Origin of the sequence: Oxobacter pfennigii, assembly GCF_001317355.1 — a bacterium.
Lineage (GTDB): Bacteria > Bacillota > Clostridia > Clostridiales > Oxobacteraceae > Oxobacter > Oxobacter pfennigii.
In genome coordinates this window covers 263,870-285,280 of sequence record NZ_LKET01000039.1, presented here as the reverse complement: position 1 = coordinate 285,280, position 21,411 = coordinate 263,870, and the positions used below count along the sequence as shown (strand labels likewise).

Below are 21,411 nucleotides of genomic sequence, written 5' to 3'. Positions count from 1 at the left end.
ATGAAAATGCCCTCCTTAAATATCAAATGGTTCGCATATAACTGAAGTAAAATTCCACCTGCTGGCCCAATTCAAGCCTTTTTTCGGTAAATACCCATCTTAATGGAACGCATATAACACCAAGCCTCCCCTGGACATCTACCTTAATGGCGGTATCATTTACTTCAACGATTTTACCCTTCATCAATATGGGATTCAGCTCCATCATTTTGCCAAAACCCCGTTTACTATTTTCTGATTTTTATCTATAACTTCCTGACTCCACTTGTGGTCGGCCGGCTCAATGGGAATTCCCGCCATTTTAGTTTTCAGCATAAGAATTGCCCTGTCGGCGTCAGCTTTTGTTATGGAGCTGCAGCCTGCAACCTCATTTTCAAAGCCTTCTTTATCCTTATTAATTTCTACCATTGCATCCATATATTTGTTGCCTACCACCAGCTGTCCCTGGTATGCGCAGAAGGACACGCCCACAACGGGAACTCCTCTCATACCTATTTGCTCAATATGGGAAGCAAAATCTATGTGATTGTTTCCAAAGCCTTCGGTAGTAACAATTGCGCCTTCCACATCCAGGGTTTCAACCAAAGTGCCAAGGCGCTCGGATACATACATTTTCTCATCGTTAACCTGAGGACTGCCTACAAATACAACTCCTACAAGATTTAATTCACCATCCTCTGCCAGGCCTTCCACCAGAGGCTCCCTGAAATAATGGCGGGTCATTTCCTTTGTAGCCGGTCCTATGCAGGTCAATGCGTGAATAGCACCGTCCCTTACCTGATTTGGGGTAAGCATGACGGGAACGTTTCCAAGGTCTACGTTCATGCAGCCTCCATGTACTCCCGCCGGTTCTATGGGACAAAGAACATTATCATGCATTGCACCCTGGCCCATGATTTCCTTTACAAGAACCACTCTGGGACGTCCGGTTTTCTTTATGTCTTTGCACACTTCTTCTTTATTAACAGGTTCCTTTGTATTTTTTATTGCATCTCTTACTTCCTGTATAATCACATCTTCCGCAGAATGGGCGGCATAAGGTCCCTTTCTTTCCATTCCCGTTCCGCGGCGGATTACTGCATGTATCCTGATTATAATGTCATCCTCATCAGCACATCCCGGTCTTCCAAATGCCATTTTTTCATCCAGGTAGCCTTCGGATGAACCGAATTCGTGTACCTGAACCCCATCCTCATCGACACCAGTCAGCATGAAAACAACTCCGTCCAGTACATGTGAAACTCCTTCTCCAATCTTTCCTCCAATCTTTGTGGAGACAGGGCATACATCCATTATGGTTTCGGTGTATATGTGCTTGTTGTCCGGCGTTATGATGTCCACCTTCAAATCCTTTACAAGAGGATTTGACTTAAGGGCTTTTTCTATAACCTCTTCACCGATTGTCAGCACTCCGCCTTCAAATGATGTTTTAACACCCAGCTTAACTTCATTTACCTTGAAATACTTTTTGGTCAATGTCCTTATAACCTTATCTTCAACAACTGTTTTAGGCTGCTTAACTGCTTCGAAAACATGATTGATATTTAGCATACCTACGGGTATATCAAGCTTTAAGCCTTCAAGCTTCTGAATCTCAATATGAATCATGTTGTTTGAATGTGCTGTGGAGGATATTTCGGAAGCAGCTGCAGATGGTTTTGGAGCAGGTTCCGATATCTCATTTACTCCATCCAGCATTTCTGCCTTTATGGACTGGAGAGCTTCGCAATCTGTAACAAGAGTTTTTCCAAGTACCTGGGCGATGGTCAACCCGTCATCGCTTAATGTTAGCAGTCCGGCTTCCGCCATATCATCGAATAATTCCGGGTCTTCCAAATCCTCCGCACCAATCATAGTGCCCTTTTTTCTCCGGCAGCAAAATATCGCCGGGTCATTCAAATGCTTTTGTAATGTTTCCTTAGTAATAGACATATCTTTTACCTCCAAACTTTATTTCAATCTTCGTATCAATTTGTGATTAACTGCCCTTAAAGCACCGTCGGTGATATGATAAACAGCAAGCTTCATCTGAGGAGCACAGGACATAACAGTATTGGTGCAATCTGTGCAATTACCTATCAATAAGCTTTCTGCCCCTGTCTTTTTTAAAGCTATAACTTTCCCTGCCTGTCCGGGACATTTACCCGGATTTTCGCATTTATATGCCTGATTTACCTTTTGTGCCTGCTTGCAGTATTCTATTCCTGTAACATGTGACCCCATGTCCTTAGCAATTTCTATCATTCTTTTCTCATCCGCCCCGCATGCACAAACCAGAAGTCCCAGTTTTTCAGGACCTTTAGGAAAACATTCGGTAGCCAAAATCCCTCCGGTAGTTTTAACAACAGGGCAATCCATTGTTGTTCTCTTTCCCGTAAATGGTCCTCCCATTATTAGCTCGCCGTAGTCCTCCCTGCAGCCGCCGGCATTTTCTAAAAGCGTGCTGACCTTTGTACCAATGGGAACATCTTCAAAAATTTGAATGGAAGCACCCTTAAGCTTGCCAGCAACGGTAATGCTTTTGTCTATCAAAGGCTTTTTCATGTCTACTGCCTCATAAACCCTGTAAGCTGTTTCAGCATTTATGACAATAGAATTTGCACTTGAGGGGAGTTCATTAATATTTAAAAGCTGACCTTGCAATTCCCTGATAATCGCCCTTTCTTCTCCCACAGGATACATATCCGGAAGAGGGCAAATCTCTATGTTGTAATCATCAACGGCTTTTTCAAGAGCTTCGATGGCCTCTTTATGCTTTTCCTTCACAGCAACCTTGCCCTGCTTTGCCTGAACTATTTCCATGGCAATATGAAGACCTCTTATAACTTTTCGGGCCTTATTCTCTATCATAAGGATATTGTGTCCCAGTATGGGTTCGCATTCCACGGCATTTAAAATGACAGTTCCGCCCGGCTTTAATGGGTTTGAAAGTTTGATGTGAGTGGGAAAGCCTGCTCCGCCTAAGCCTACGATGCCTGCTTCTTCCACCAGTTCAAGAGGAGTTAAGGATTTTAATTTTATATAATTGCCAACATCTGCTTCATTATCAGCAGAAATTTCAATTGAGTCTTCGTTAATGGAAATGACTTTTCCTCTTACGCTGGAGTGAATGTTAGCGCTTATAGTACTGACGCCTAGAGCCTTTGCGGCAATTAGCTCGCCGCGATTTACAAAGCCGCCCTCTTTTACAATGGGCACTGCCGGTGCTCCTATATGCTGTTTTAATAAAAATTTATAAATATTCATAATTCCCATTCCTATGTTGCTTTTTTTATTTTAATCAATTATAATCCCCCTATAGATAATAGTAAAATTACAGTTTTATGCATCAGACATTAGTTTTATTCATGTCACATACTTTTAATGGAGGAAGCGGGAATGGACCTGAAAAAATATGAGCTGCTGGCATCGGTGGCAGAGACGGGTAATTTCACAATAAGTGCCGAACGTCTTGGATACACCCAATCCGGCGTCAGTCACATTATAAAAGGGCTGGAAGATGAGATTGGATTTCCGCTCTTTGTACGTACAAGGCGCGGTGTATCCCTGACTGAAAACGGCAAAAAAATAGTGCCTTTAATAAGGCAGCTTTTATCGGATAATTCTCGCTTGGAACAGACCATAAGTGCGCTTCACGGCTTAAATACAGGTTCTATTACCATAGGTACTTACTCCAGCATCGCTATAAACTGGCTTCCCAAGATTATGTTCGAATTCCAGAAGGATTTCCCCGGTATAGATATACATATGAAGGAAGGTGGAATTGACGAGATAGAATCGTGGATAGAATATAATAATGTGGATTTTGGCTTCTTAAGCAAAAGAGACACTCAGAAGTTTGATTGGGTGCCTTTAGATGAAGACCCTTTAATGGCAATACTGCCTAAAGGTTCTCCTGTACCCGAGAATGGAAGCTATCCCATTTCGGCTTTTCACAATCAGCCCTTTGTTATGTCCGCCCAAGGCATAGACCATGATGTGCACCTTGCTCTGGAAAAGGCAAATGTTACGCCTTACATCCGCTTTTCTTCAACGGACGACCATGCCATAATTTCAATGGTGGCAAACCGCCTTGGAATAAGCATCCTCCCCAATTTAATAATACAGGGTATGCAAAGCAATATCACAGCCATCCTACTTGAACCCTACTCATACCGTTCATTAGGAATAGGGATTAAATCTATCAAAAATATTTCCCCTGCCGCTAAAAAATTCCTTCAATACACTAAGCGTATTGTTGAGAATAAGTAAGCTTATTGATTATCAAATAAAGCAGAAAGATTCCTTGGTATGGCTTGAATCTATTGGTCTATGCCTAATACCCCATATTTTTGCTTCAGTTCTTCGGAAAAGCCGTCATAGGCATTGCCGTTCATAATAAGTTCAGTGAAACAACCCCTTAATATTCTTTTGCTATACTTTATTTATCATTTTCCACGGCTGCAATTCCATCTATTTCAATCAGGCAGCCCGGACGTGCAAGCCCTGCTACAAATAATACGGTGATTAACGGCGGATTTTTCATTTCACCGGCATATTCCTGGAATGCTTCCAGGCCGACTCGAGGGTCGCATCCATTTAATAAATAGATGTTGAGTTTAATAAGATTTTTAAAGCTCGCATGCTCAGATGCCAAAATAACCCCAATATTCTTCAGGGTTTGTCTCGTCTGGAGTTCAAGATCATCCTGTCCAACCAGCTCTCCATTTTCATTTACTGCATTCTGTCCGCCTATGTAAATTGTCTTAGCATTACCGCTAACTGTGATCATTTGCGTAAAGACCTTTGATGAAAATAAACCCTCCGGATTATTATGCTTCATTTTAAATTCACTCATTTTATTTCTCCTTTCGAGCAAATCTCATTTTATTTTTCCATGTTATTTAATCGCCCCGGACCTTCCTTTCACTCCGATAATGTTCCCATTCTTCTAAAAAATTAAGAATAAGATCATTGGGCATAGCCATTCCGGAAATGTACTGCCGTAATATGTTCTCGCTGCCTCCTAAATTTATCCCCGCAATTTCCAGGTTTTCGTTAAGCAAAGCGCTGCCGCTGCTTCCCTGGGATAATGCAGCCGTATGCTTGATAATCGGATATTGCAACTTTCCGGCTTCATCACCAAAGGGTACCGGTTTTCTGCTGCTTATTTTTCCGGCAGTAATAATATTTCTTTTATCATATGGATTACTCATGGATGCGATTACATCTCCGTACCTGGGTATTTCATCTGCAACCGGCAGAACGTTATAAACCTCATCCGCGCTAAAACTGATTACTGCCAAGTCGTATTTATCATTTGAATATTCCACTGCGGCCTGAGAAAATTGCTTATAATAATCAGCTATCCCCTGAAATTCTCCGCCTTTCTTAAGTGAATCCGCGTAGTCTAAATCATCATATCCCATAACGACAATCTGAGTTTTATCCATATCATCAGATTCTTCAATCACATGTTTGGCTGTAAGGGCATAGTACTTATCGCCTTCCTTGCGGATAATCACTCCGCTGGTGCCTGCTGAAACCGATATGGAGCTGATATTTTCGCCATTACTGTATTCCAGCTGAACTATCTTTATATTTGCTGAAAGTGCATATTTACCGGCTTTTTCTATAAATTCTCTGTTCATCGCCTGGTTCAGAGAGGATTTAATTGAAGGAAGAAAAAAGGAAATAAGCACCATAAAAACGGCTATTGCAATATTAAGAGCTGTTTTTTGATTTCTTTTCATATGCATCCCCCCTTTTTACCGGCTTTTAGATTTTATCCCTTAAAAATTCACTGTTAACAACATTCTATACATAGGGTTTTGATTATTATATAAAACTATTATACTATAAATACAAAAGGCCTGGAATTATATTACTGATTGGTTTCGGGTATATCTGACGGTATCATGGCTTTTCAAAAATTATCAGGATAACGTCAAAGCCGGCAGGATTAGTTTCTCCCCTGCCGGCTTTGATGTTAATCAGACAGCCTTCTAAAGCTCATCTTGTTATTGGTTTAAAGATATAGTAAAGGTCTCTCCCGCCTGTTCCCAGTTATCGCCGCTCCTGCCGCTTTTTTCAGGAAGCCTTGCCGCATATGGGGTTAACGTAATGGCTGTGATTTCATCAGATAAATCACCATCCAGATTTTGATATTTAAATACTAAATCTTCACCTGATACGCTTGTGAGGAAAAATTCCACTTCGTTTCCTAAATTGTCCTTGCCTCTTAAATCAATCTCATAGGAACGCTCAGACCGGTCCTTCACTTTACCAAAAATTTTCTGATTGACAGGATTATATCTGAACTCCTCCAAAGTATATTTTTCATTTCCGATATTAAATGCGTAATCTAAGGCTACGGTATAAGTATTGGCAGTTAATTCGCTGCCGTTTGCCGTAAATTCAAATTCCCATTTACCTTTAACTTTATCTGTGGAGGCATTACCCGTATAATAGGTTAAATTTTTTAACGCGACTTTTATATTGATATTTTCCGCAGTGTCAATGCCGGCTATATTTACCGAATAGGCGCTGAAAAAACGGGTTTTGGAATCATCAATTGCCCCTCCGACTCCGGTTGCACCGTATCTCATTATTTTCTTTCCGTTGATAAAAATATCGTAATCAAAATTAATCCCCTCAACGGGTTTATTTGTATTGGTGATTATGGATAAAATCAGCTCATCTTTATCAATAATTGCATCGGTTAATTTCATCTCTATGCCGTTGCTTTCCACCACTTGATTGACTACATTGGAATAGGGTTCAATATTTTTTTCAATGCCAAGGGCTTCACCGATGGAATAAGATATTTCCGCAAGCTTATTTTCTGTTGCGGCATATACCGCTTTACCCAAATCTGTTTGGGTAAAAAACCCTAGGGCCAGCAGCAAGGCTACAGCGACCACACCAATTTTTTTAGAATTGAATATCCTATTTTGCCTTCTTTTAAATGCCTTTCTTAGCTTCTGCTTTTCCATGTCATTAAGTTCCTCTTTGGCGTAATCCTCAAGATTGATTTCTATATGATTCAGGAGCTCATATATATTTTTAGCATTCTTCATATCAATGCCCTCCTCGCATTTCCTTTCGGATTTTCTTCTTTCCCCTGGAAATTCTGTTATATAAGACAGATTTACTGAATCCGGTGGCCTCGGCTAATTCATCTATATCTTTCCCTTCAAAATACAATTGCTTGAAAATTTCCCTGGTCTCTTGAGATAAACTGTTTAGAACTTTTTCCGTTTCTTCCTCAAGCTCTCTGGTTAATACTGACTTTAGTGAGTTGTCTTCCACAGATATTGTTACATCATCTATGTTCTCATTTTCCAAATCCCTTAAGTGTTTTCTCAGATAATCTATGGATTTATATTTAGCAATTCCACCTATCCAATTTTTAAAGCTGTTTCTTTCAGGGACATAAAGGTAAATATTATTCCAAATAGCCAGAAGACAATCATTTATACACTCTTCATAAAGGTCAGGAAGGTAAAATAAATGTTTTTTTATAACGGTTTTAAGAATCCAGGCATAGTTATCAATAACATACTCCAGGGCTTTCTCATTCCTCTTTTTCATCTGCACAATGAAATTATCTTCGGTTATTTTCAATGGCCCACCTCCTTTTTCTTTACTTCTACATGTAGATATTTTTGTCTTCACACAATACTTCGTATTTAGTAATGAAAATCTATCGAATTCAAATATATATTTTTTTAAGATTTATATGGCAATCTACCTCTAACGAGCTTCATTACAAAAGATACGCCTTGTCTTGTTCGCCTTTAATATTTTGTTTCCTCAAATTTTACACTGCCCAATAAAAAAGTTGCTGCGCAACTTACCAAAGGGAGACCTATGTCCCCCTTCGAAGCACCTCCTTGACGGCAAGACGTCCCATCCTTTGCATCCTCGTTTTTTATATGATAGGAAAGAGAGACTTTCCAATCATATAAAAAATAGGCCATGGTTCTCGAAAAAAACATGGCCTATGATACTGCTGCTGATAGCAGTATTATATACTCGTATTTAAAACTCATTCCTGCCCCATCCTGGCAAAAAGCCTCTAAGGAGTTCAGCAATCAATTCCTATTTATTATCCACTCCAGCACCGGAACCGCCCCTTGTCGGTAGTCGTCAAAAGTTTCTTCAATCACCTTATCCGGCTCCAGCGTGTTGACATCCTGATCCAACCAATGGAAATACTTCGTCGAATATCGGATGGTTATTTCACTGTTAGGCAGCTTGAATTGTTTTACTTCTCCGTAGTGGTTTGGCTCACCGCCCGTAGCTTCTCCTACAAAATAGGCCTTGGTTTTTTTCTTCAAACTTACAGCATTCAAAACAGCAGAAGAAAAAGTATTCTTTCCTGTGATCACATATAATTTGCCTTGCTGGTTAAAATCGCTGTTTTTCACTTCCTTGATGAAAGGGTCCAGGATGGTGGAGATACCGCCGCGATTTTCCCTGATATCAATAACAAGCTTGTTGACTTCATGGCTTTTTACAAAGTGCCAGAACTCCTTACGGAAAATTTCAAAAGGTTTATCTCTCATTTGTCGGCAACTGCTGTAGTTAAAATAAATGATTTTCTCGTCTTCTAAATATTCATACCAATAATTTTCATCCGGACGGCTCTTATAAAGAGGGACGGATTCTGTCAGACCTTCGGTGGGCACATAATCTTTATGACTTATTGGTTTTAATTTCACCGTCTGCATTTTACCGTTTTCCAGTTCCACATCCAGTCCGATTTCATCTTCCTTGCTTAAGCCAAAATATTTCAGTACGCCCGGCATGGGCAGATAATAGATAACCTGGGTCTTAAACCAGCTTTCATTGGCACCCGCCAGTAGAGGTCTTAGCATATCGGCCGCTTCTTCAATTTTCTTACCGTTTAAGGTGATTATTCTGGCATTCAGTAATTCCTGATATTCTTTACTTGTACCCATAATATAGATGCCCTCGGCAAACCAATGAAGCTCAAGCGGATACCGGTATTCCGAACTTATATTGGATCCGGTATGGGTATCTCCCATACCGGCCAGAATAACGTTTAGAGCTATCTCCATCTGCTCATCCGAATATACTGGAACTTTGTTCTTTAGCTCTTCCAGCTGCTGAAGAAAGTCTTGCTCGGAGAGGTTAAAATACAGATTCTTATGGACTTTCGGCAGTGTTTCTTCTAGATAGGTGATATCCTTTACCCAACCGGTGTCCCTGTCTTCAGCCAGATAAGGGTCGGTTGAAGGGACGCGGCTGCAGCCTGTCGGCAAAAGCATAATTGTTACTATAAATATAATGGCAAGAGCATAAGGGACCTTAGTAAAGGAGCATGCCTTTCTTAAATTAAGCTGTTTCATAGATATTCCACCCCTTTACCACCATATTCCGGTATCTCTTGCTTATAAAAAGGTAGAAGCCTGCCATCACCAGGATTAAAACAACTACTCCAGTTATGATACTGCCGGTGAATTGATAATGAATGAAAGATTCAAGGGCTTTAATTGCCATAACCCCATGAATAATTCCCAATAGGACCGGCAGGATAAAGGCGATACCTACCTGAGTATAAATGCTTTTAGCGACTTCCTGTTCCGTCATTCCGATTTTCATGAGAATCCTATACTGTTCCCGGTCCAGGATGGCATCGCTTAAAATCTTAAAATACATAGTGCTGAAGGTAGAGATCACAAAGACGATAGACATCACCAGTCCCATGAAATAAAAAGCTCCAATTAAATAGTATTTGTATTGATACTGTCCGGCATAGCTGTTCAGATTTTCTCCAGGGTTTTTCATTACCCCGGCAATTTTTCCCACCAGTTCTATGCTATCCTCCGGTTGGGTAATATTGATGCCGTACAGAGTCATCTCTTTGCCATTTTCCTTTAATTCGCTGTATTGCTTATCCGTGACGATATAGGTATCATATTTGCCGATACCTCCCAGTTGACCGATAAAGGGCAGCTTTACCTCTTTTTTTAAGACGTAGCTTCTACCTTCCATAACGAAATCCTGTCCGACGTAACTAATGCCTGAAAAGACCAGATTGGAGTGTAATATTTTTACCGTCTCATTATCCCTAAGTTCAATAGTCTTTAATATTTGCTGATAATCCTTAGGCCGGGTTATCATTAATGACTTTTTAACCTCGGAAATACTGGTGATCAAGCAGGTCCCGGTACGTTCTCCGTAGACGTAGTTATAGGACACATTACCTATCAGAAAATTGGAAGCGTGCTCGGCAAGAATCTGATGCGAAGATTCTTGAATCAGCTCTCTGATTTTTTTGTTCGTAGCCTCATCCTGATCGAAATAAGAGATGCTGTAAGGCGCTTCGACAGCCGTATTGGTGTCGGCAAAATATTTAAGTGCAAGGCTACCGCTGAAGGCAGCCAAAGTTGAGGCGCATAAAATCGCTGTCATGGAGAAGCTGCGGTAATTTGTGCCCATACTGAATAACGTATTGCTGAAGCTCACCAGTCTTGACCTTTTATAAATGACTTTTTTCTTCTGAATCAGTGCGTTAAGGACAATGGCTAAAAAACTGCCGAAGAATAAATAGGTACCGATACAGATAAGGATCAGAACTAAAACCGTAGCCTGAAAAAAATCCATCCTCAAATCAAAGGGTAAGTCAAATATATTCAGGGATATATAATAAGCCGCAGTTATGCAAGCCATGCCGGTAATGCCGCGAATCCACCTGATTTTAGGCAACTGCTGTTCTTTCTTCGATACATTCAGTATTTCAATAAGCCTGCTCCTGCGGACCCTAAGGTAATTTTTAATGCCCATTAAAAGAATGATGAAGGCAAATATCAGAAGCAGCATGCCGACAGCCTTATGCGGAATATAAAAGGGAATCTGAATATTCAGAATCATGGCATTTCCAAGCAGCATAAAGAACAGTTTGGAAAACAGCAGGCCAATAGGCAGTCCGGTAATAACTGCCGTTCCACCCAGCAGTATACTTTCCAGCGCAAAGACTGCTCCGATTTTATTGCCTGGAATGCCCATGAGCATGTAGGTGCCGATTTCTTTATAACGCAGCTTGTAAAAAAAGTTATTTGCATGGAACATAAACGACATCACAGTAAGAAGCAGGATGATACTGCACAGAGAACTAGCTGCCTGTGCAAATATATACTGCTCACCGAGAACCTGCAGGTAAGGATTGTAATTGACCGCCAGAAAATTATAATAGATGGCCGTCGTAAGGGTGAGGACCGTTAAGTAAAACCGGTAGAGTTTCAGGTTGTTCTTAAAGAGCAGCCAGGAAATTTTAAAGGAGTTCATTCCTTTCACCTCCCAGCAAGGCCACCATATTCAGAATCTTTTTAAAGAATTCTTCGGTATTGCCGTTTGTCTCCAGTTTACCGCTGATCATCCCGTCTTTTAAAAACATCACCCGGTCGCAGTAGCTGGCGGCAGACGCATCATGGGTTACCATCACCACCGTCGTTTTGTACCTGCTTCTGACATTTTGAAAACAGGCTAAAAGCTCGGATGCCGCTTTAGAGTCCAGCGCACCGGTAGGCTCGTCGGCAAACAGTATTTTAGGTTGGTTGACCAGAGCACGGCAGACAGCCGCTCTTTGCTTTTGCCCGCCTGAAAGCTGGTAGGGATATTTATCAAGCTGGTTGTCTATACCGAACAGCGCTGTCAGCTCCCTGACCCGGTGCAAAATCTTTTCAGCATTTATATTATTAAGAGTTAAAGGCAAGGCGATATTATCCCGGATAGTCATATTATCCAGCAAATTAAACTCCTGAAAGACAAACCCAATTGTATCTCTGCGAAACAAGGCCAGTTCTTTTTCTCTTAGAGCCCCTGTGTCGCGGCCGTCAATAATCACCTGGCCTTGAGACGGCTTATCAATGGTAGAAATGATGTTAAGCAAGGTCGTCTTTCCGGAGCCGGATGGGCCCATGACAGCCACAAAGGCACCTGCCTCTACCTCAAAATTGACCTCATGGAGTGCACGGCAAACAGCTCCCTTTTGTCCATATAGCTTGGTCAGGTTCTTTATCTCAATTATCGAAAACATAAAACTTCCTCCCTGTCATTCCCATGCTTTTACGGGATAGTATTTGCTTTTATTGTAAAATTGTTTCCCCTTCGGTTCCATAGTTCTGAATGACATTTTGGAAATGGAATGTGACTTTTTTGTAACTTTAGCTGCGCTGGCGCTTCATATAATCGGACAGCTTGTAGAAGGATACAACGAATTCGGTATAAACCCCTTGTTCACTCTGTACCTTCAGACCTATCCCTAAGGTATCGGCCATTTTTTTGGCGTAGTACATGCCCATACCAGTAGACTTGGAGCTTTTTCTGCCGTTGCTGCCGGTAAACCCTTTATCAAATACCCGTCCCAGTTCTTCTTTGGGAATTCCTATGCCGTTATCCTTCAGATACAGATGATATCCCCACTCATCTTCCTGACTGCTTATGACTATTTCACCCTTCTTTTCCGTATACTTGCTGCTGTTATTAAGAATCTGAGAGACGATATAATTAATCCATTTTTTATCGCTGATAAAATGATAGGGCTTTACGCTACTCTGAATACTGATATCCTTGGCTATAAAAAATTCAGCGTTATCGCTGATGGCCTCTTTGACGATTTGTCCCAGGTCAACATTTTCCGAAACAATATCCTCGCTGTAGTGATTGGCCCTGGTAATGGATAAGGCCTGATTAATCCGGAATTTCATCTGCTCGATTTGAAATGTCAGTTTATTTGAGATATCCGTTTCACTTTTCAGACGTCCCACAACCATTTCACATATGGATAGGTTCACTTTCAAATCATGGACGGTCTGGGTGAGATAATCTTTTAAATCATTCATCCGTTGCCTGTAGCTTTCTTCTTTTAGGAAGAAAGCCTCATTTTTATACTCCAGCAGTTCTTTTAAAAGCCTGATTTCCGGGATATCCTTTTCTTCTATGGCTGAAGGCTCACTTAAGAGCCAGTCGGTATCCTGGCCTTCCAGCATAGTTTTCCTGGCTTTCATATAAGCCTTATTCAACCGACGATAATGAAAGAAATACCCCGCAGCGGATATGAAAATAACCAGTAAATCAAGATAAAAAATCTCCCCCAGTGTTTTTGCCAGGGGAGTGCTTGTCAGTAAAATTAAATTAACCAGGATAATAATGCCCGCCTGGCTGGCTATCCATTCCCATTGTCCCTTGATATAGTCTGCTGTTTTCATAAAATCAAATACCCCATTCCTTTTTTGGTGGTGATAAATGACTGAAGTCCCAGTTCCTCCAGCTTAAGCCTTACGCGATTTACATTAACTGTCAGAGTATTTTCATTGACATAAACCTCATCATCCCATAAACGCCTCATCAAAGCTTCCCGGGTAACTATTTTCCCTTGGTTCTCTATGAGGAGCCTTAAAATCTTCAGTTCATTTTTGGTTAATTCACATTTTTTATTATCATAGGCCGCCGTCCCTTCCTCAAGATGGACGATAAGTCCCTGATATTGAAGGATATTGGATTGCTGGAAACTATATTCATAGGCTCTGCGGATGACTGCCTGCAGTTTAGCTATTAATACAGTATTGTCAAAGGGCTTGGTTAAGTAGTCGTCACCGCCGTTATTCATTCCCATTATGACATCCATGCTGCTGTCCCTGGATGAGATATAAATAATTGGGACGGCGGAGGTATCCCTGATTTTCTTACACCAATAAAAACCATCAAAGTAGGGGATATTGACATCCATTAAAACGACGTGGGGTTCTACGTTCAGAAACTCGTCCAGGATGCTATCAAATATTTCCGCTATCCTGACTTCGTACCCCCACTTTACCAGCAGCCGGGATATCTCATCGGCCAGCATCTCGTCATCCTCAACTACATATATTCGGTATCGGTTTTTGGTGTTCATCCTTTTCACCTCATATATTTCATTTTTTTCATTAATTCCAAAGATGAAAATAGCCTTTTTGATTCTTTGGGGCGCCTTCGGTTAGAAATGAAGCAGCCTTTTACAATGATTATAACACAACATATCAGGCTTTCCCAGGAACCCACTCACTTCTCTATTCTATATTCCAACAACCCTTTGTAATATACGCACTAGGCATAGACCATAATGTACACCTGGCTCTTGCCTAACAAGTGTTACGCCTTGCATCCGTTTTTCATCAACAGATGGCTGTAACATAATGTCAATACCGGCAAACCGCCGTAAAATAGAGAAAGGCGCAATATTCTGTGCCTCTCCCTCTTTTATTTTATTTCCTCGAAACCTGAGTTTTCAACTGATTCCATAACCGGAACCTTATATACCAGACTTCCTATTCTTAATGTATGATCCTGCTTTTTATAGGTACAGTAGACCTTGTATTTTCTCTCTATATCAGAAGCCTTCAGGTGTATCTTTATCTCTTTTTCTCCAATGGTATCATACTTTAATTCCTGATGAGATTCTTTCTGTTTTTTGGTGGTTATCCCAAAGCTGATAGCAGCCTTCGCTGCTGCTCCCGTTGGGCTTTTATATGAAGCTTCAGCTGAGGTATTAGTGGAGGTACCTATTTCGCTTATTTCAGTTTCACTCAGCAATATACCTAATTTGGTGGTATATTTATAAGTGAAATCGGCTTCCGAATTTGCAGGTATTGTAATTATCTCTCCGCTGTATTCGGTTTCATACAGTTCCTTTACTTTATCTTCCACCGTCAGTCCTGACGCAACATCCAATTCCTTGACTCCTGTGTCTTTAATCCATGCATTATATGAAAATCTGCTGATTGGCGCATTATTATTATCCTGTTTTACGTCAATCCAGGATAATAACCAGTCGCTTCCTCCGTACCGGCAGTCGCTTCTGATTTTTAACCTGTAAATATCGCCGCAATCTGCTCCGACGTCCAGTGTGAGCTTGTTTGTATCATTTCTTTCAAAAGCATTCCCGCTTAATAAACCATTTAGCCTATATTCTTCGGAAATCCCCTTATTGCCTATTAACTGGATAAATATATTGGAATCTGTTCCAGCATATACCTCATCCCCGGTATGTATGGAAATATTGTACTTATTACTCATTTATATCTCTCCTTTAAAAATTATTTTTTTCTGACTTATTCAGATTACTTAATGTTTTGACCGATAAAATTCATAACCAATTCCTTTTGCTCTTTTGCGGCATTATGAAATCTTGCATAATTTGTGTTGACTTTATCAGAAGATTCCCTGCACCTATTTGCCCAGGCATTTATTACATAAGGAGGAATATCTTCACCTAAAAGCTTCTTTATAGCTTTTATCCACTCTTCGGACTGGTCAATTTTTCTCGCGGATAACACGCTTTTAATTTCTGCCTCGGTTTTATCCTCCAATTTAATGTCATCGGAAGCAGTAAAACTCGTTCCCTTTTTAAACTTGCTTAATGCTGCAACCATTTGTCTGAAGGCTTTAAGGAAGTCTTCGGTATTATCGCGCTCAATATGCCTTTCCCCATTAAATTCTTCTCGCCAAACGGGAAGATATTTGAATTTAACAAATCCATAATCGGCAAGGTGACCTATTTGTGCATGTCCGAGATATCGCGGACTTACATAATAGGGTGACGAAAAGCCCGGAACTTGATACTGATGATTTTTCGGAAGGTCATTTTCCGAAAGGATACAATGAATTTCATGCCAAGTGTTATCCTGAAATTCATATAAGCCTTTAGATTGCCGGATATCATTTATTGCCCACTCCGGTGTACCTGCAAAGTATTGATGAGCCCATGTATCAGCTAAAATATGCATCTTCAGCCCGATTTCCTCCAGTGTTGCTTTTGCAGTACCTCTGTTTATCATTTCATTTGCAAGACTGCTTTGCGGCAATGTCATGAGCTTGAATTTTTGTTTTGAATCATGTTCAAAATTCCATATAGGCAGCCATGACACTCCGGCATACATCTTTCCTTTATATTGCACTTTGTAATTCTCATTTCCGGGCAAAAAGTGGAAAGGACACCAAATCTCACGAGCAGCAGCTTCATCTTCTTTTGTATAGGGAAGGGGGTTTTCCGCATCTTCTATGATATCTTTAGAGTCACGATAAGTGACTATTTCCTGAAAGGGTAAGCTGTCTATCTGCGTATGAATGGTATTATCATCGACCAGCTGGGCGGCATAACAGATTATTTGAGCTTCCTCCTTGGAATATCCTGCAACTCTTGCCGCCATATATGTACCGTAATAATGAAAGTCCAAATTCATTTTTTTCACTCCTTATAGCTTATTACAATAATAAATCCAAGTCTGCTTCGTTCTCGTGACCGCATTTAGAACATACAAATTTATATTTGGGAGAGCTTGCCTTGTTGATTCTTTCATAAAATTTCTTCAGATAATCCATATCGGCAGTAAACAGATTTTCGATAACCTCAGCATCTATCGTTTTTAAATCGCCTAATCTGGTAACAACCCTGGATAAAATTATCACATTCAGATAACTCTGGTTTTGCTGTACGCGCACATCTCTCATAGGCAATATTTCATCTGCCGCTGTTGCCAATCGCATTATACCTTTCTTATGTATATTTCCGTCTTTATCAACATAACCTCGCTGAAGCTCAAAATTGTACTCAATCTGAAATGACATGTTTTATCCCTCCTTTTGCTTCAATCTGCCCAGTTGTTCTAAAATGGCATAGTTTTACAGGTTTTTGGGGGATTATCCATTTTTTTCATTATAACATCGAAATTTGATTCTTAACTTAAAGAAATCTTAAAGATTATTTAAGCATATCCCCGTCGGCTTATTGGCATATGCAGGAGAAAAGGTAGTTGCATAAATGTGCTGCCACTGCTAAAGACGCTGCATAAGAGGTCAAGGCGGAACATTCCACCTTGACCTCTTATGCGCATATCGCATTTAAAACGCACCGACTTCAATGGGCTTTACCGACAACAATCGGAAGTCGCCGCCGTATGCCAGCAGAGCCTCGTGGATGTAGACAGCAACAAGCCTGGGCTCAGGAGTTACAGTCATGGGAACAGCTTCGCAGATTATCATGTGGTTCGTACCGTTGACAATCTGCGAGGCTGCGTAAAGCAACGGTGTATACCGCGCCCCAACGAGCTTGCTCATCGCTTCTCCAAAACCTGTCGCGACTTTTTCCGGCAGGTTGCATGCAGTAAAATCTGCCAATACCCAATTTCCTACACTTGTCATAATTTTTGACCCCTTTCATTTTAAAATTTAATTGATTTATTATTATTATAAAAGTTATCGGATAATTACCGGCATTCATTTCACACCCGAAAACATACATTTCAGGAAACATAATAGAATTCTTTTGAATTTGCTAAAATTTTGGTACAATTTGTTATAGATGTGACAGTAAACCACCATGATAATTTTAAACAGGATTACTGCAGACAGGGGGAAGGTTTTTTGAGAATTGCTTTGTGCGATGACGATGTAACTGCTCGTCAAGCCTTAAAGACACAGCTTAATACATACTGCAGCCAGAGAAATCTTTGCCTTACCATAGACTGCTTCTCCTGTGGAGAGGACTTTTTGAAATCGTCTGTTCAATATGAGATCGTGTTTATGGATATTTACCTAACTGGCATGAGCGGAACGGAAGCAGTGCAGGAAATCCGCAAGACCAGCCGCTGTTCTGTGGTATTTATGACGGTAAGCCGTGAACACGCTGTGGAAGCCTTTGGCCTGAACGCCACCCATTATCTTATAAAGCCTATTACAGAAGAAGCCCTGGCCGAAGCCATGCAGCGCTGTCTGGAACGAATAGACCGGGAATCCGAACGGCTCCTCGAGGTAAAAAGCAGACAGGGCACAGTTCCCATCTTAATGAAGAACATAATTTATATTGAAATATTCAATAAGATTTCCATTATCCACACTGAGAAAAAACATATTCAGACATATATGACCTTAGACGCGCTTTTAAAATTGCTGGAGGAAAGCGTTTTTATGAGGGCACAACGCAGTTTTATCGTCAACATGAATTTTATTGAGTCCTTCTTTTTTGACCGCATTGTGTTGAAGGACGGAACAGAAATTATTCTTTCACGGAAAAATAGGTCTGAGCTTAAGGCGCAATACCAGCATTTCTTATTCAATCTTGCAAGGAGGGGCGGAATATGATTTTCGGGCGGATGCTTTTCGGCTGTATGCTGCAACTGGCGCCTTTTGCCTTTTTATGCATATATCCCTTTGTTGATCATCTCAGATATTCAAAGAAGAAAGCAGGACTTTTAACCGCCGGGCTGATTCTGCTTCTCAGCACCCTGTTCGCCGGGATCTGCACTTATCTGGTAACGATTTTTCCACCGGGGCAGGCTTTATTTAACTATGCCAACGCTGTTTTTATGGTCTGCCTGATTCCCTGCCTTATTTGGTATATTTTTGTGGTGAAAGAAATCTGGCAAAAGAAGCTGTTTGTCTTTTTTTTCACCATGACCAGTGCTTTGGCCATGGTTTCGGTCTGCAATATCCTGGTAACATGGTTTTATCGGGGAAAAGAAGTGGACGGGCTTCCTTATTACGGCACAAGCTTGATTATTCTCGCCGCTTTCACGGCAGTTACGCTGCCGCTTTTATGGCTGCTGCTCAAACATGGCTATAAGCCGGTGGCCGATGGATTGAGCCGGAAGGAAAGCGGATATCTGTCCCTTTTGTCGGTGCTTCTGTTCGCCGTGCTGGCAAGCGGACTTATTCCAATCAATTACGTGAACATATATAACCCAATGTCGTTGTTTCTCTATTTTGCCCTGATCATTGCGGTCTTTGTCATCTATTTTGTTTGCTTCAAGCTTTTTTTCCATACTCACGAAAAGCTGGCCGTTCAGCGTCAGCTGACCCAAATGGAGCATCAGCTGGCCCTTCGTGATGAACAATACCGCAGGATTACCGGCAGCATAGAAAACAGCCGCAGGATACGTCATGATTTTCGTCACCATATCATAGTCCTTCAGGGATTTTTGACCGCCGGAGCCATCCTTGAAGCAGAAACCTATTTAAACCGGTATGTGCGGACATTAAATGAATATGAAATCGCAAAATTTTGTGATCATACAATCGTCAATACCATTGTCAATCATTATAGAACGCTGGCAACGGAAAATGAGATAGCTTTTACAGCCCGAATAGATCTTCCTGCAGAAATCACCGTACAGAATTCCGATATTTCCGTTCTCCTCGGAAATCTCCTGGAAAATGCCATTGAGGCGGCCTTACGTGCGCCGGAAGAAAACCGGGTAATCCGCATGAGCATCATCCGCTCCGGCAAAATGCTTGCCATCGCAGTAGACAACGGATTTGACGGAAGGGTGAAGCGAGAGGGACGCCGTTACCTTTCACTAAAAGAAAATCATACCGGCATTGGCTTGCAGAGCATCAAAGGCATTGCAAACAAATATAACGGCGGCGCTGAATTTGGACATGAGGGGCTTACCTTTCACGCTTCGGTTATGCTGGGTATCCCTTCTTAGGCTCATGACAATAATGTCGTCTGAAACTGATATCCTCTTAACAGTAAAATTCAGTGCAAAATGTGATTGCACTTACATGTAATATTATTGATTGAGCCTTCGCAGCATGCGTTGTTATGATGAACAGATGAACACCAAACACTGCATGTTTCTTTTTAATTTAAAACAACTTCGCGTATCACAAATATTCAGATCCGTATATAAAATATGCTTCCCCGCTGAACTTCACTTGTTGCCCATAGCCTGCCGTCGTGCTTATTTATAATTTCCTTCGCTATATATAAGCCTAATCCTATTGAGTCTTTTCGGGCATTTTTACCTTTATAGTAGCGGTCGAAAATATGAGGTATATCTTCTCTAGGTATGCCTTCTCCGTAGTCTCTTATGGATATTTCAACTTTTTCATCTTCCGCAGGGCATAGAATAATTTCTATCTTCCCGCCTTCTGCACTGTATTTTATTGCATTTTCCAAGATATTTTCAATAGCTCTGCAAAATTTTATTTTATCAATATTTTTTATAATGTCAGCTCTATTATCCATTCTCAATACAGGTACAATGGCTTTAGCTTTGAATTTCAGTTCTGAATCTTCAACAATTTGTTTTATAAAAGCGCCAATCTGAACCGGTTCCCGGTTAAGTACCAGATTTCCTTCCTCCAGCCTGGCCACCATGAAAAAATCATCTACCATAGCACTTACATGCTTTATCTTTTCATAAACTCTCTTGATATATTTTTCCTTATCTTCTTCTTTTTTTACTTCTCCGTCAATTAAAGCCTGGGCATAACCTATGATTACAGTCATGGGGGTCCTGAGATCATGGGAAATGTTAGCCATAAGTTGTGTCTTGTCCCTGTTAGCTTCTTCAGCTTCTTTTTTTGATTTAATAAGTTTCCTGAATGTTATGCATAGATAGTATATTACGACCAGCAATAAGACCGTTAATATTCCTACGAGTATAATAAGTTTTTTTGTTGCGGAATTATTTCGGGGGATGACCATTGCTTTTTCAAAGATTTCATCATAATCCATATTTTGAATGACTTTGTTGATTATCGTAATCAATTCTTCTCTGCCTTTGGCAGCGCCGATATATATACGGTTTTTTCCCTTGAGCTCCCCTACTATTTTAATGTCATGAAATAGTCCTTGTTCCGTATAATATGTGAATACGGGGATTTCACAGATTGTAAAGTCTGCTTTTCCATCAGATACATATTCCAGAGCTTCTTCCATGTTGGTAACATCGATGATCTTTGCACCGGGAATTTCATTTAAAATAATATCCAGGAACCAATATCCTTTGGGCACTGCAAAGGTATTATCCTTAATTTGCGAAAAATCTTTGACAAGTTGTGTCATGTCCTTTGCCCCAAGGATGACTTGTGTCATCTCAATGTAAGGGATGGAAAAGGTCAGATATTCGGAGCGCCCCTTAGTGAAGGATACAGTGCTTAAAAGGTCAACTCTGGCTTTTTCGGTACTTTGCAAGATTTCTTCCCATGTTTCATTGCTGCTGTTTTCATAAAGGCTGAAATGCAATCCTGTCATCTGATTTGCTTTTTTAAGCAACTCGATACCCATTCCCCTAGGGTTATTGTTTTCATCAATATACTCTATTGGAATATAGTCCTGGGCTACGCCTACATAGAACTTTATGTCCTTATGAGCTTCAATCCATTGCAGTTCTTCGGAAGTAAAAATATCATGCCTAAGCTCAATCCTGTCACTTTTTATATCCATATCGACAGCTTTTTTAGCTCGGCTTGTATCTAATCCGGTCATCATAATTGATATAATCAATATACTAAATAACAACTTCTTCATGCTTAATCTTCCTTTGGCAGATTGTTTACGATAGCCTGCTTTTCTTATCTTATATCATATCAAATCCCTAGGTATTGTGCATTCTGAAAAGAAATATTCGTATATCGATA

At 40.6% G+C, this 21,411-nt stretch carries 20 protein-coding genes; 3 read left to right on the top strand and 17 right to left on the bottom strand.

Annotation, left to right across the window (positions count from 1 at the left end):
- Nucleotides 1-22 precede the first annotated feature (22 nt).
- From OXPF_RS14605 to prdC, 3 genes are read right to left on the bottom strand one after another with little or no spacing between them, the layout of a single operon-like run.
- On the bottom strand, nucleotides 23-208 hold the full coding sequence (locus OXPF_RS14605) for a CBO2463/CBO2479 domain-containing protein (RefSeq protein ID WP_054875956.1): 186 nt from the start codon (nucleotides 206-208) through the stop codon (nucleotides 23-25).
- On the bottom strand, nucleotides 205-1,932 hold the full coding sequence (gene prdA, locus OXPF_RS14600) for a D-proline reductase (dithiol) proprotein PrdA (protein ID WP_054875955.1): 1,728 nt from the start codon (nucleotides 1,930-1,932) through the stop codon (nucleotides 205-207). The genes OXPF_RS14605 and prdA overlap by 4 nt, the downstream gene beginning before the upstream one ends.
- 18 nt (nucleotides 1,933-1,950) lie before the next feature.
- Complete coding sequence (gene prdC, locus OXPF_RS14595; protein ID WP_054875954.1) at nucleotides 1,951-3,246, bottom strand: proline reductase-associated electron transfer protein PrdC; 1,296 nt, start codon at nucleotides 3,244-3,246, stop codon at nucleotides 1,951-1,953.
- Nucleotides 3,247-3,378: 132 nt separating this feature from the next.
- Between prdC and OXPF_RS14590 the strand changes: the two genes are divergently transcribed.
- Nucleotides 3,379-4,251: a LysR family transcriptional regulator gene (locus tag OXPF_RS14590; RefSeq protein WP_054875953.1), complete on the top strand. Its 873-nt coding sequence runs from the start codon at nucleotides 3,379-3,381 to the stop codon at nucleotides 4,249-4,251.
- Nucleotides 4,252-4,420: 169 nt separating this feature from the next.
- Here the strand turns inward: OXPF_RS14590 and OXPF_RS14585 are convergent, their stop codons facing one another.
- The 13 genes from OXPF_RS14585 to OXPF_RS14520 form a co-directional block, all read right to left on the bottom strand.
- Nucleotides 4,421-4,837, bottom strand: coding sequence for a RidA family protein (locus tag OXPF_RS14585; RefSeq protein WP_054875952.1), 417 nt, complete (start codon nucleotides 4,835-4,837; stop codon nucleotides 4,421-4,423).
- A gap of 46 nt (nucleotides 4,838-4,883) precedes the next feature.
- Nucleotides 4,884-5,732, bottom strand: a complete 849-nt coding sequence (locus tag OXPF_RS14580; protein WP_054875951.1) for a S1C family serine protease — start codon at nucleotides 5,730-5,732, stop codon at nucleotides 4,884-4,886.
- A gap of 267 nt (nucleotides 5,733-5,999) precedes the next feature.
- Nucleotides 6,000-7,058 (bottom strand): DUF4179 domain-containing protein, encoded by a 1,059-nt coding sequence (locus OXPF_RS14575; RefSeq protein WP_054875950.1) that lies wholly within the window; start codon nucleotides 7,056-7,058, stop codon nucleotides 6,000-6,002.
- 1 nt (nucleotide 7,059) lies between these two features.
- Nucleotides 7,060-7,656, bottom strand: a complete 597-nt coding sequence (locus OXPF_RS14570) for a sigma-70 family RNA polymerase sigma factor (RefSeq protein WP_242854419.1) — start codon at nucleotides 7,654-7,656, stop codon at nucleotides 7,060-7,062.
- Nucleotides 7,657-8,075: 419 nt separating this feature from the next.
- Entirely contained in the window at nucleotides 8,076-9,356 is a 1,281-nt protein-coding gene (locus OXPF_RS14560) for a S41 family peptidase (RefSeq protein WP_054875947.1), read from the bottom strand.
- Nucleotides 9,343-11,295 carry an FtsX-like permease family protein gene (locus tag OXPF_RS14555; RefSeq protein ID WP_054875946.1) on the bottom strand — a complete coding sequence of 651 codons (1,953 nt, stop codon included), beginning with the start codon at nucleotides 11,293-11,295 and terminating at the stop codon, nucleotides 9,343-9,345. The genes OXPF_RS14560 and OXPF_RS14555 overlap by 14 nt, the downstream gene beginning before the upstream one ends.
- The gene (locus tag OXPF_RS14550; RefSeq protein WP_054875945.1) at nucleotides 11,282-12,046 is read right to left on the bottom strand and encodes an ABC transporter ATP-binding protein; all 765 of its coding nucleotides are present in this window, start codon (nucleotides 12,044-12,046) and stop codon (nucleotides 11,282-11,284) included. Before OXPF_RS14550 ends, OXPF_RS14555 begins: the two co-directional genes overlap by 14 nt.
- 127 nt (nucleotides 12,047-12,173) lie before the next feature.
- On the bottom strand, nucleotides 12,174-13,217 hold the full coding sequence (locus tag OXPF_RS14545; protein ID WP_054875944.1) for a sensor histidine kinase: 1,044 nt from the start codon (nucleotides 13,215-13,217) through the stop codon (nucleotides 12,174-12,176).
- Nucleotides 13,214-13,903: a response regulator transcription factor gene (locus OXPF_RS14540; RefSeq protein WP_054875943.1), complete on the bottom strand. Its 690-nt coding sequence runs from the start codon at nucleotides 13,901-13,903 to the stop codon at nucleotides 13,214-13,216. Before OXPF_RS14540 ends, OXPF_RS14545 begins: the two co-directional genes overlap by 4 nt.
- Before the next feature lie 344 nt (nucleotides 13,904-14,247).
- On the bottom strand, nucleotides 14,248-15,063 hold the full coding sequence (locus OXPF_RS14535) for a PLAT/LH2 domain-containing protein (RefSeq protein ID WP_054875942.1): 816 nt from the start codon (nucleotides 15,061-15,063) through the stop codon (nucleotides 14,248-14,250).
- A gap of 44 nt (nucleotides 15,064-15,107) precedes the next feature.
- On the bottom strand, nucleotides 15,108-16,229 hold the full coding sequence (locus tag OXPF_RS14530; protein WP_054875941.1) for a DUF6765 family protein: 1,122 nt from the start codon (nucleotides 16,227-16,229) through the stop codon (nucleotides 15,108-15,110).
- Nucleotides 16,230-16,251: 22 nt separating this feature from the next.
- Nucleotides 16,252-16,614, bottom strand: a complete 363-nt coding sequence (locus OXPF_RS14525) for a hypothetical protein (RefSeq protein ID WP_054875940.1) — start codon at nucleotides 16,612-16,614, stop codon at nucleotides 16,252-16,254.
- Nucleotides 16,615-16,887: 273 nt separating this feature from the next.
- On the bottom strand, nucleotides 16,888-17,187 hold the full coding sequence (locus OXPF_RS14520; protein WP_054875939.1) for a hypothetical protein: 300 nt from the start codon (nucleotides 17,185-17,187) through the stop codon (nucleotides 16,888-16,890).
- A 222-nt stretch (nucleotides 17,188-17,409) separates the two neighbouring features.
- On the opposite strand from OXPF_RS14520, the gene OXPF_RS14515 reads away from it, so the two are divergent.
- Both OXPF_RS14515 and OXPF_RS14510 read left to right on the top strand, forming a co-directional pair.
- A complete protein-coding gene (locus tag OXPF_RS14515; protein WP_083479973.1) occupies nucleotides 17,410-18,126 on the top strand; it encodes a LytR/AlgR family response regulator transcription factor in 717 nt (238 codons plus the stop codon).
- Nucleotides 18,123-19,472 (top strand): sensor histidine kinase, encoded by a 1,350-nt coding sequence (locus OXPF_RS14510; RefSeq protein WP_054875938.1) that lies wholly within the window; start codon nucleotides 18,123-18,125, stop codon nucleotides 19,470-19,472. Before OXPF_RS14515 ends, OXPF_RS14510 begins: the two co-directional genes overlap by 4 nt.
- A 188-nt stretch (nucleotides 19,473-19,660) precedes the next feature.
- On the opposite strand, the gene OXPF_RS14505 is transcribed toward OXPF_RS14510, so the two are convergent.
- A complete protein-coding gene (locus OXPF_RS14505) occupies nucleotides 19,661-21,301 on the bottom strand; it encodes an ATP-binding protein (protein ID WP_054875937.1) in 1,641 nt (546 codons plus the stop codon).
- Nucleotides 21,302-21,411 lie beyond the last annotated feature (110 nt).

What these genes read in the sequence shown, in the direction of transcription:
- OXPF_RS14585 (WP_054875952.1), bottom strand. Translation starts at nt 4,837, where the DNA reads ATGAGTGAATTTAAAATGAAGCATAATAATCCGGAGGGTTTATTTTCA.
- OXPF_RS14505 (WP_054875937.1), bottom strand. Translation starts at nt 21,301, where the DNA reads ATGAAGAAGTTGTTATTTAGTATATTGATTATATCAATTATGATGACC.
- OXPF_RS14580 (WP_054875951.1), bottom strand. Translation starts at nt 5,732, where the DNA reads ATGAAAAGAAATCAAAAAACAGCTCTTAATATTGCAATAGCCGTTTTT.
- prdC (WP_054875954.1), bottom strand. Translation starts at nt 3,246, where the DNA reads ATGAATATTTATAAATTTTTATTAAAACAGCATATAGGAGCACCGGCA.
- OXPF_RS14535 (WP_054875942.1), bottom strand. Translation starts at nt 15,063, where the DNA reads ATGAGTAATAAGTACAATATTTCCATACATACCGGGGATGAGGTATAT.
- OXPF_RS14510 (WP_054875938.1), top strand. Translation starts at nt 18,123, where the DNA reads ATGATTTTCGGGCGGATGCTTTTCGGCTGTATGCTGCAACTGGCGCCT.
- OXPF_RS14530 (WP_054875941.1), bottom strand. Translation starts at nt 16,229, where the DNA reads ATGAATTTGGACTTTCATTATTACGGTACATATATGGCGGCAAGAGTT.
- OXPF_RS14560 (WP_054875947.1), bottom strand. Translation starts at nt 9,356, where the DNA reads ATGAAACAGCTTAATTTAAGAAAGGCATGCTCCTTTACTAAGGTCCCT.
- OXPF_RS14575 (WP_054875950.1), bottom strand. Translation starts at nt 7,058, where the DNA reads ATGAAGAATGCTAAAAATATATATGAGCTCCTGAATCATATAGAAATC.
- OXPF_RS14550 (WP_054875945.1), bottom strand. Translation starts at nt 12,046, where the DNA reads ATGTTTTCGATAATTGAGATAAAGAACCTGACCAAGCTATATGGACAA.
- OXPF_RS14520 (WP_054875939.1), bottom strand. Translation starts at nt 17,187, where the DNA reads ATGACAAGTGTAGGAAATTGGGTATTGGCAGATTTTACTGCATGCAAC.
- OXPF_RS14540 (WP_054875943.1), bottom strand. Translation starts at nt 13,903, where the DNA reads ATGAACACCAAAAACCGATACCGAATATATGTAGTTGAGGATGACGAG.
- OXPF_RS14590 (WP_054875953.1), top strand. Translation starts at nt 3,379, where the DNA reads ATGGACCTGAAAAAATATGAGCTGCTGGCATCGGTGGCAGAGACGGGT.
- OXPF_RS14525 (WP_054875940.1), bottom strand. Translation starts at nt 16,614, where the DNA reads ATGTCATTTCAGATTGAGTACAATTTTGAGCTTCAGCGAGGTTATGTT.
- OXPF_RS14545 (WP_054875944.1), bottom strand. Translation starts at nt 13,217, where the DNA reads ATGAAAACAGCAGACTATATCAAGGGACAATGGGAATGGATAGCCAGC.
- prdA (WP_054875955.1), bottom strand. Translation starts at nt 1,932, where the DNA reads ATGTCTATTACTAAGGAAACATTACAAAAGCATTTGAATGACCCGGCG.
- OXPF_RS14605 (WP_054875956.1), bottom strand. Translation starts at nt 208, where the DNA reads ATGATGGAGCTGAATCCCATATTGATGAAGGGTAAAATCGTTGAAGTA.
- OXPF_RS14555 (WP_054875946.1), bottom strand. Translation starts at nt 11,295, where the DNA reads ATGAACTCCTTTAAAATTTCCTGGCTGCTCTTTAAGAACAACCTGAAA.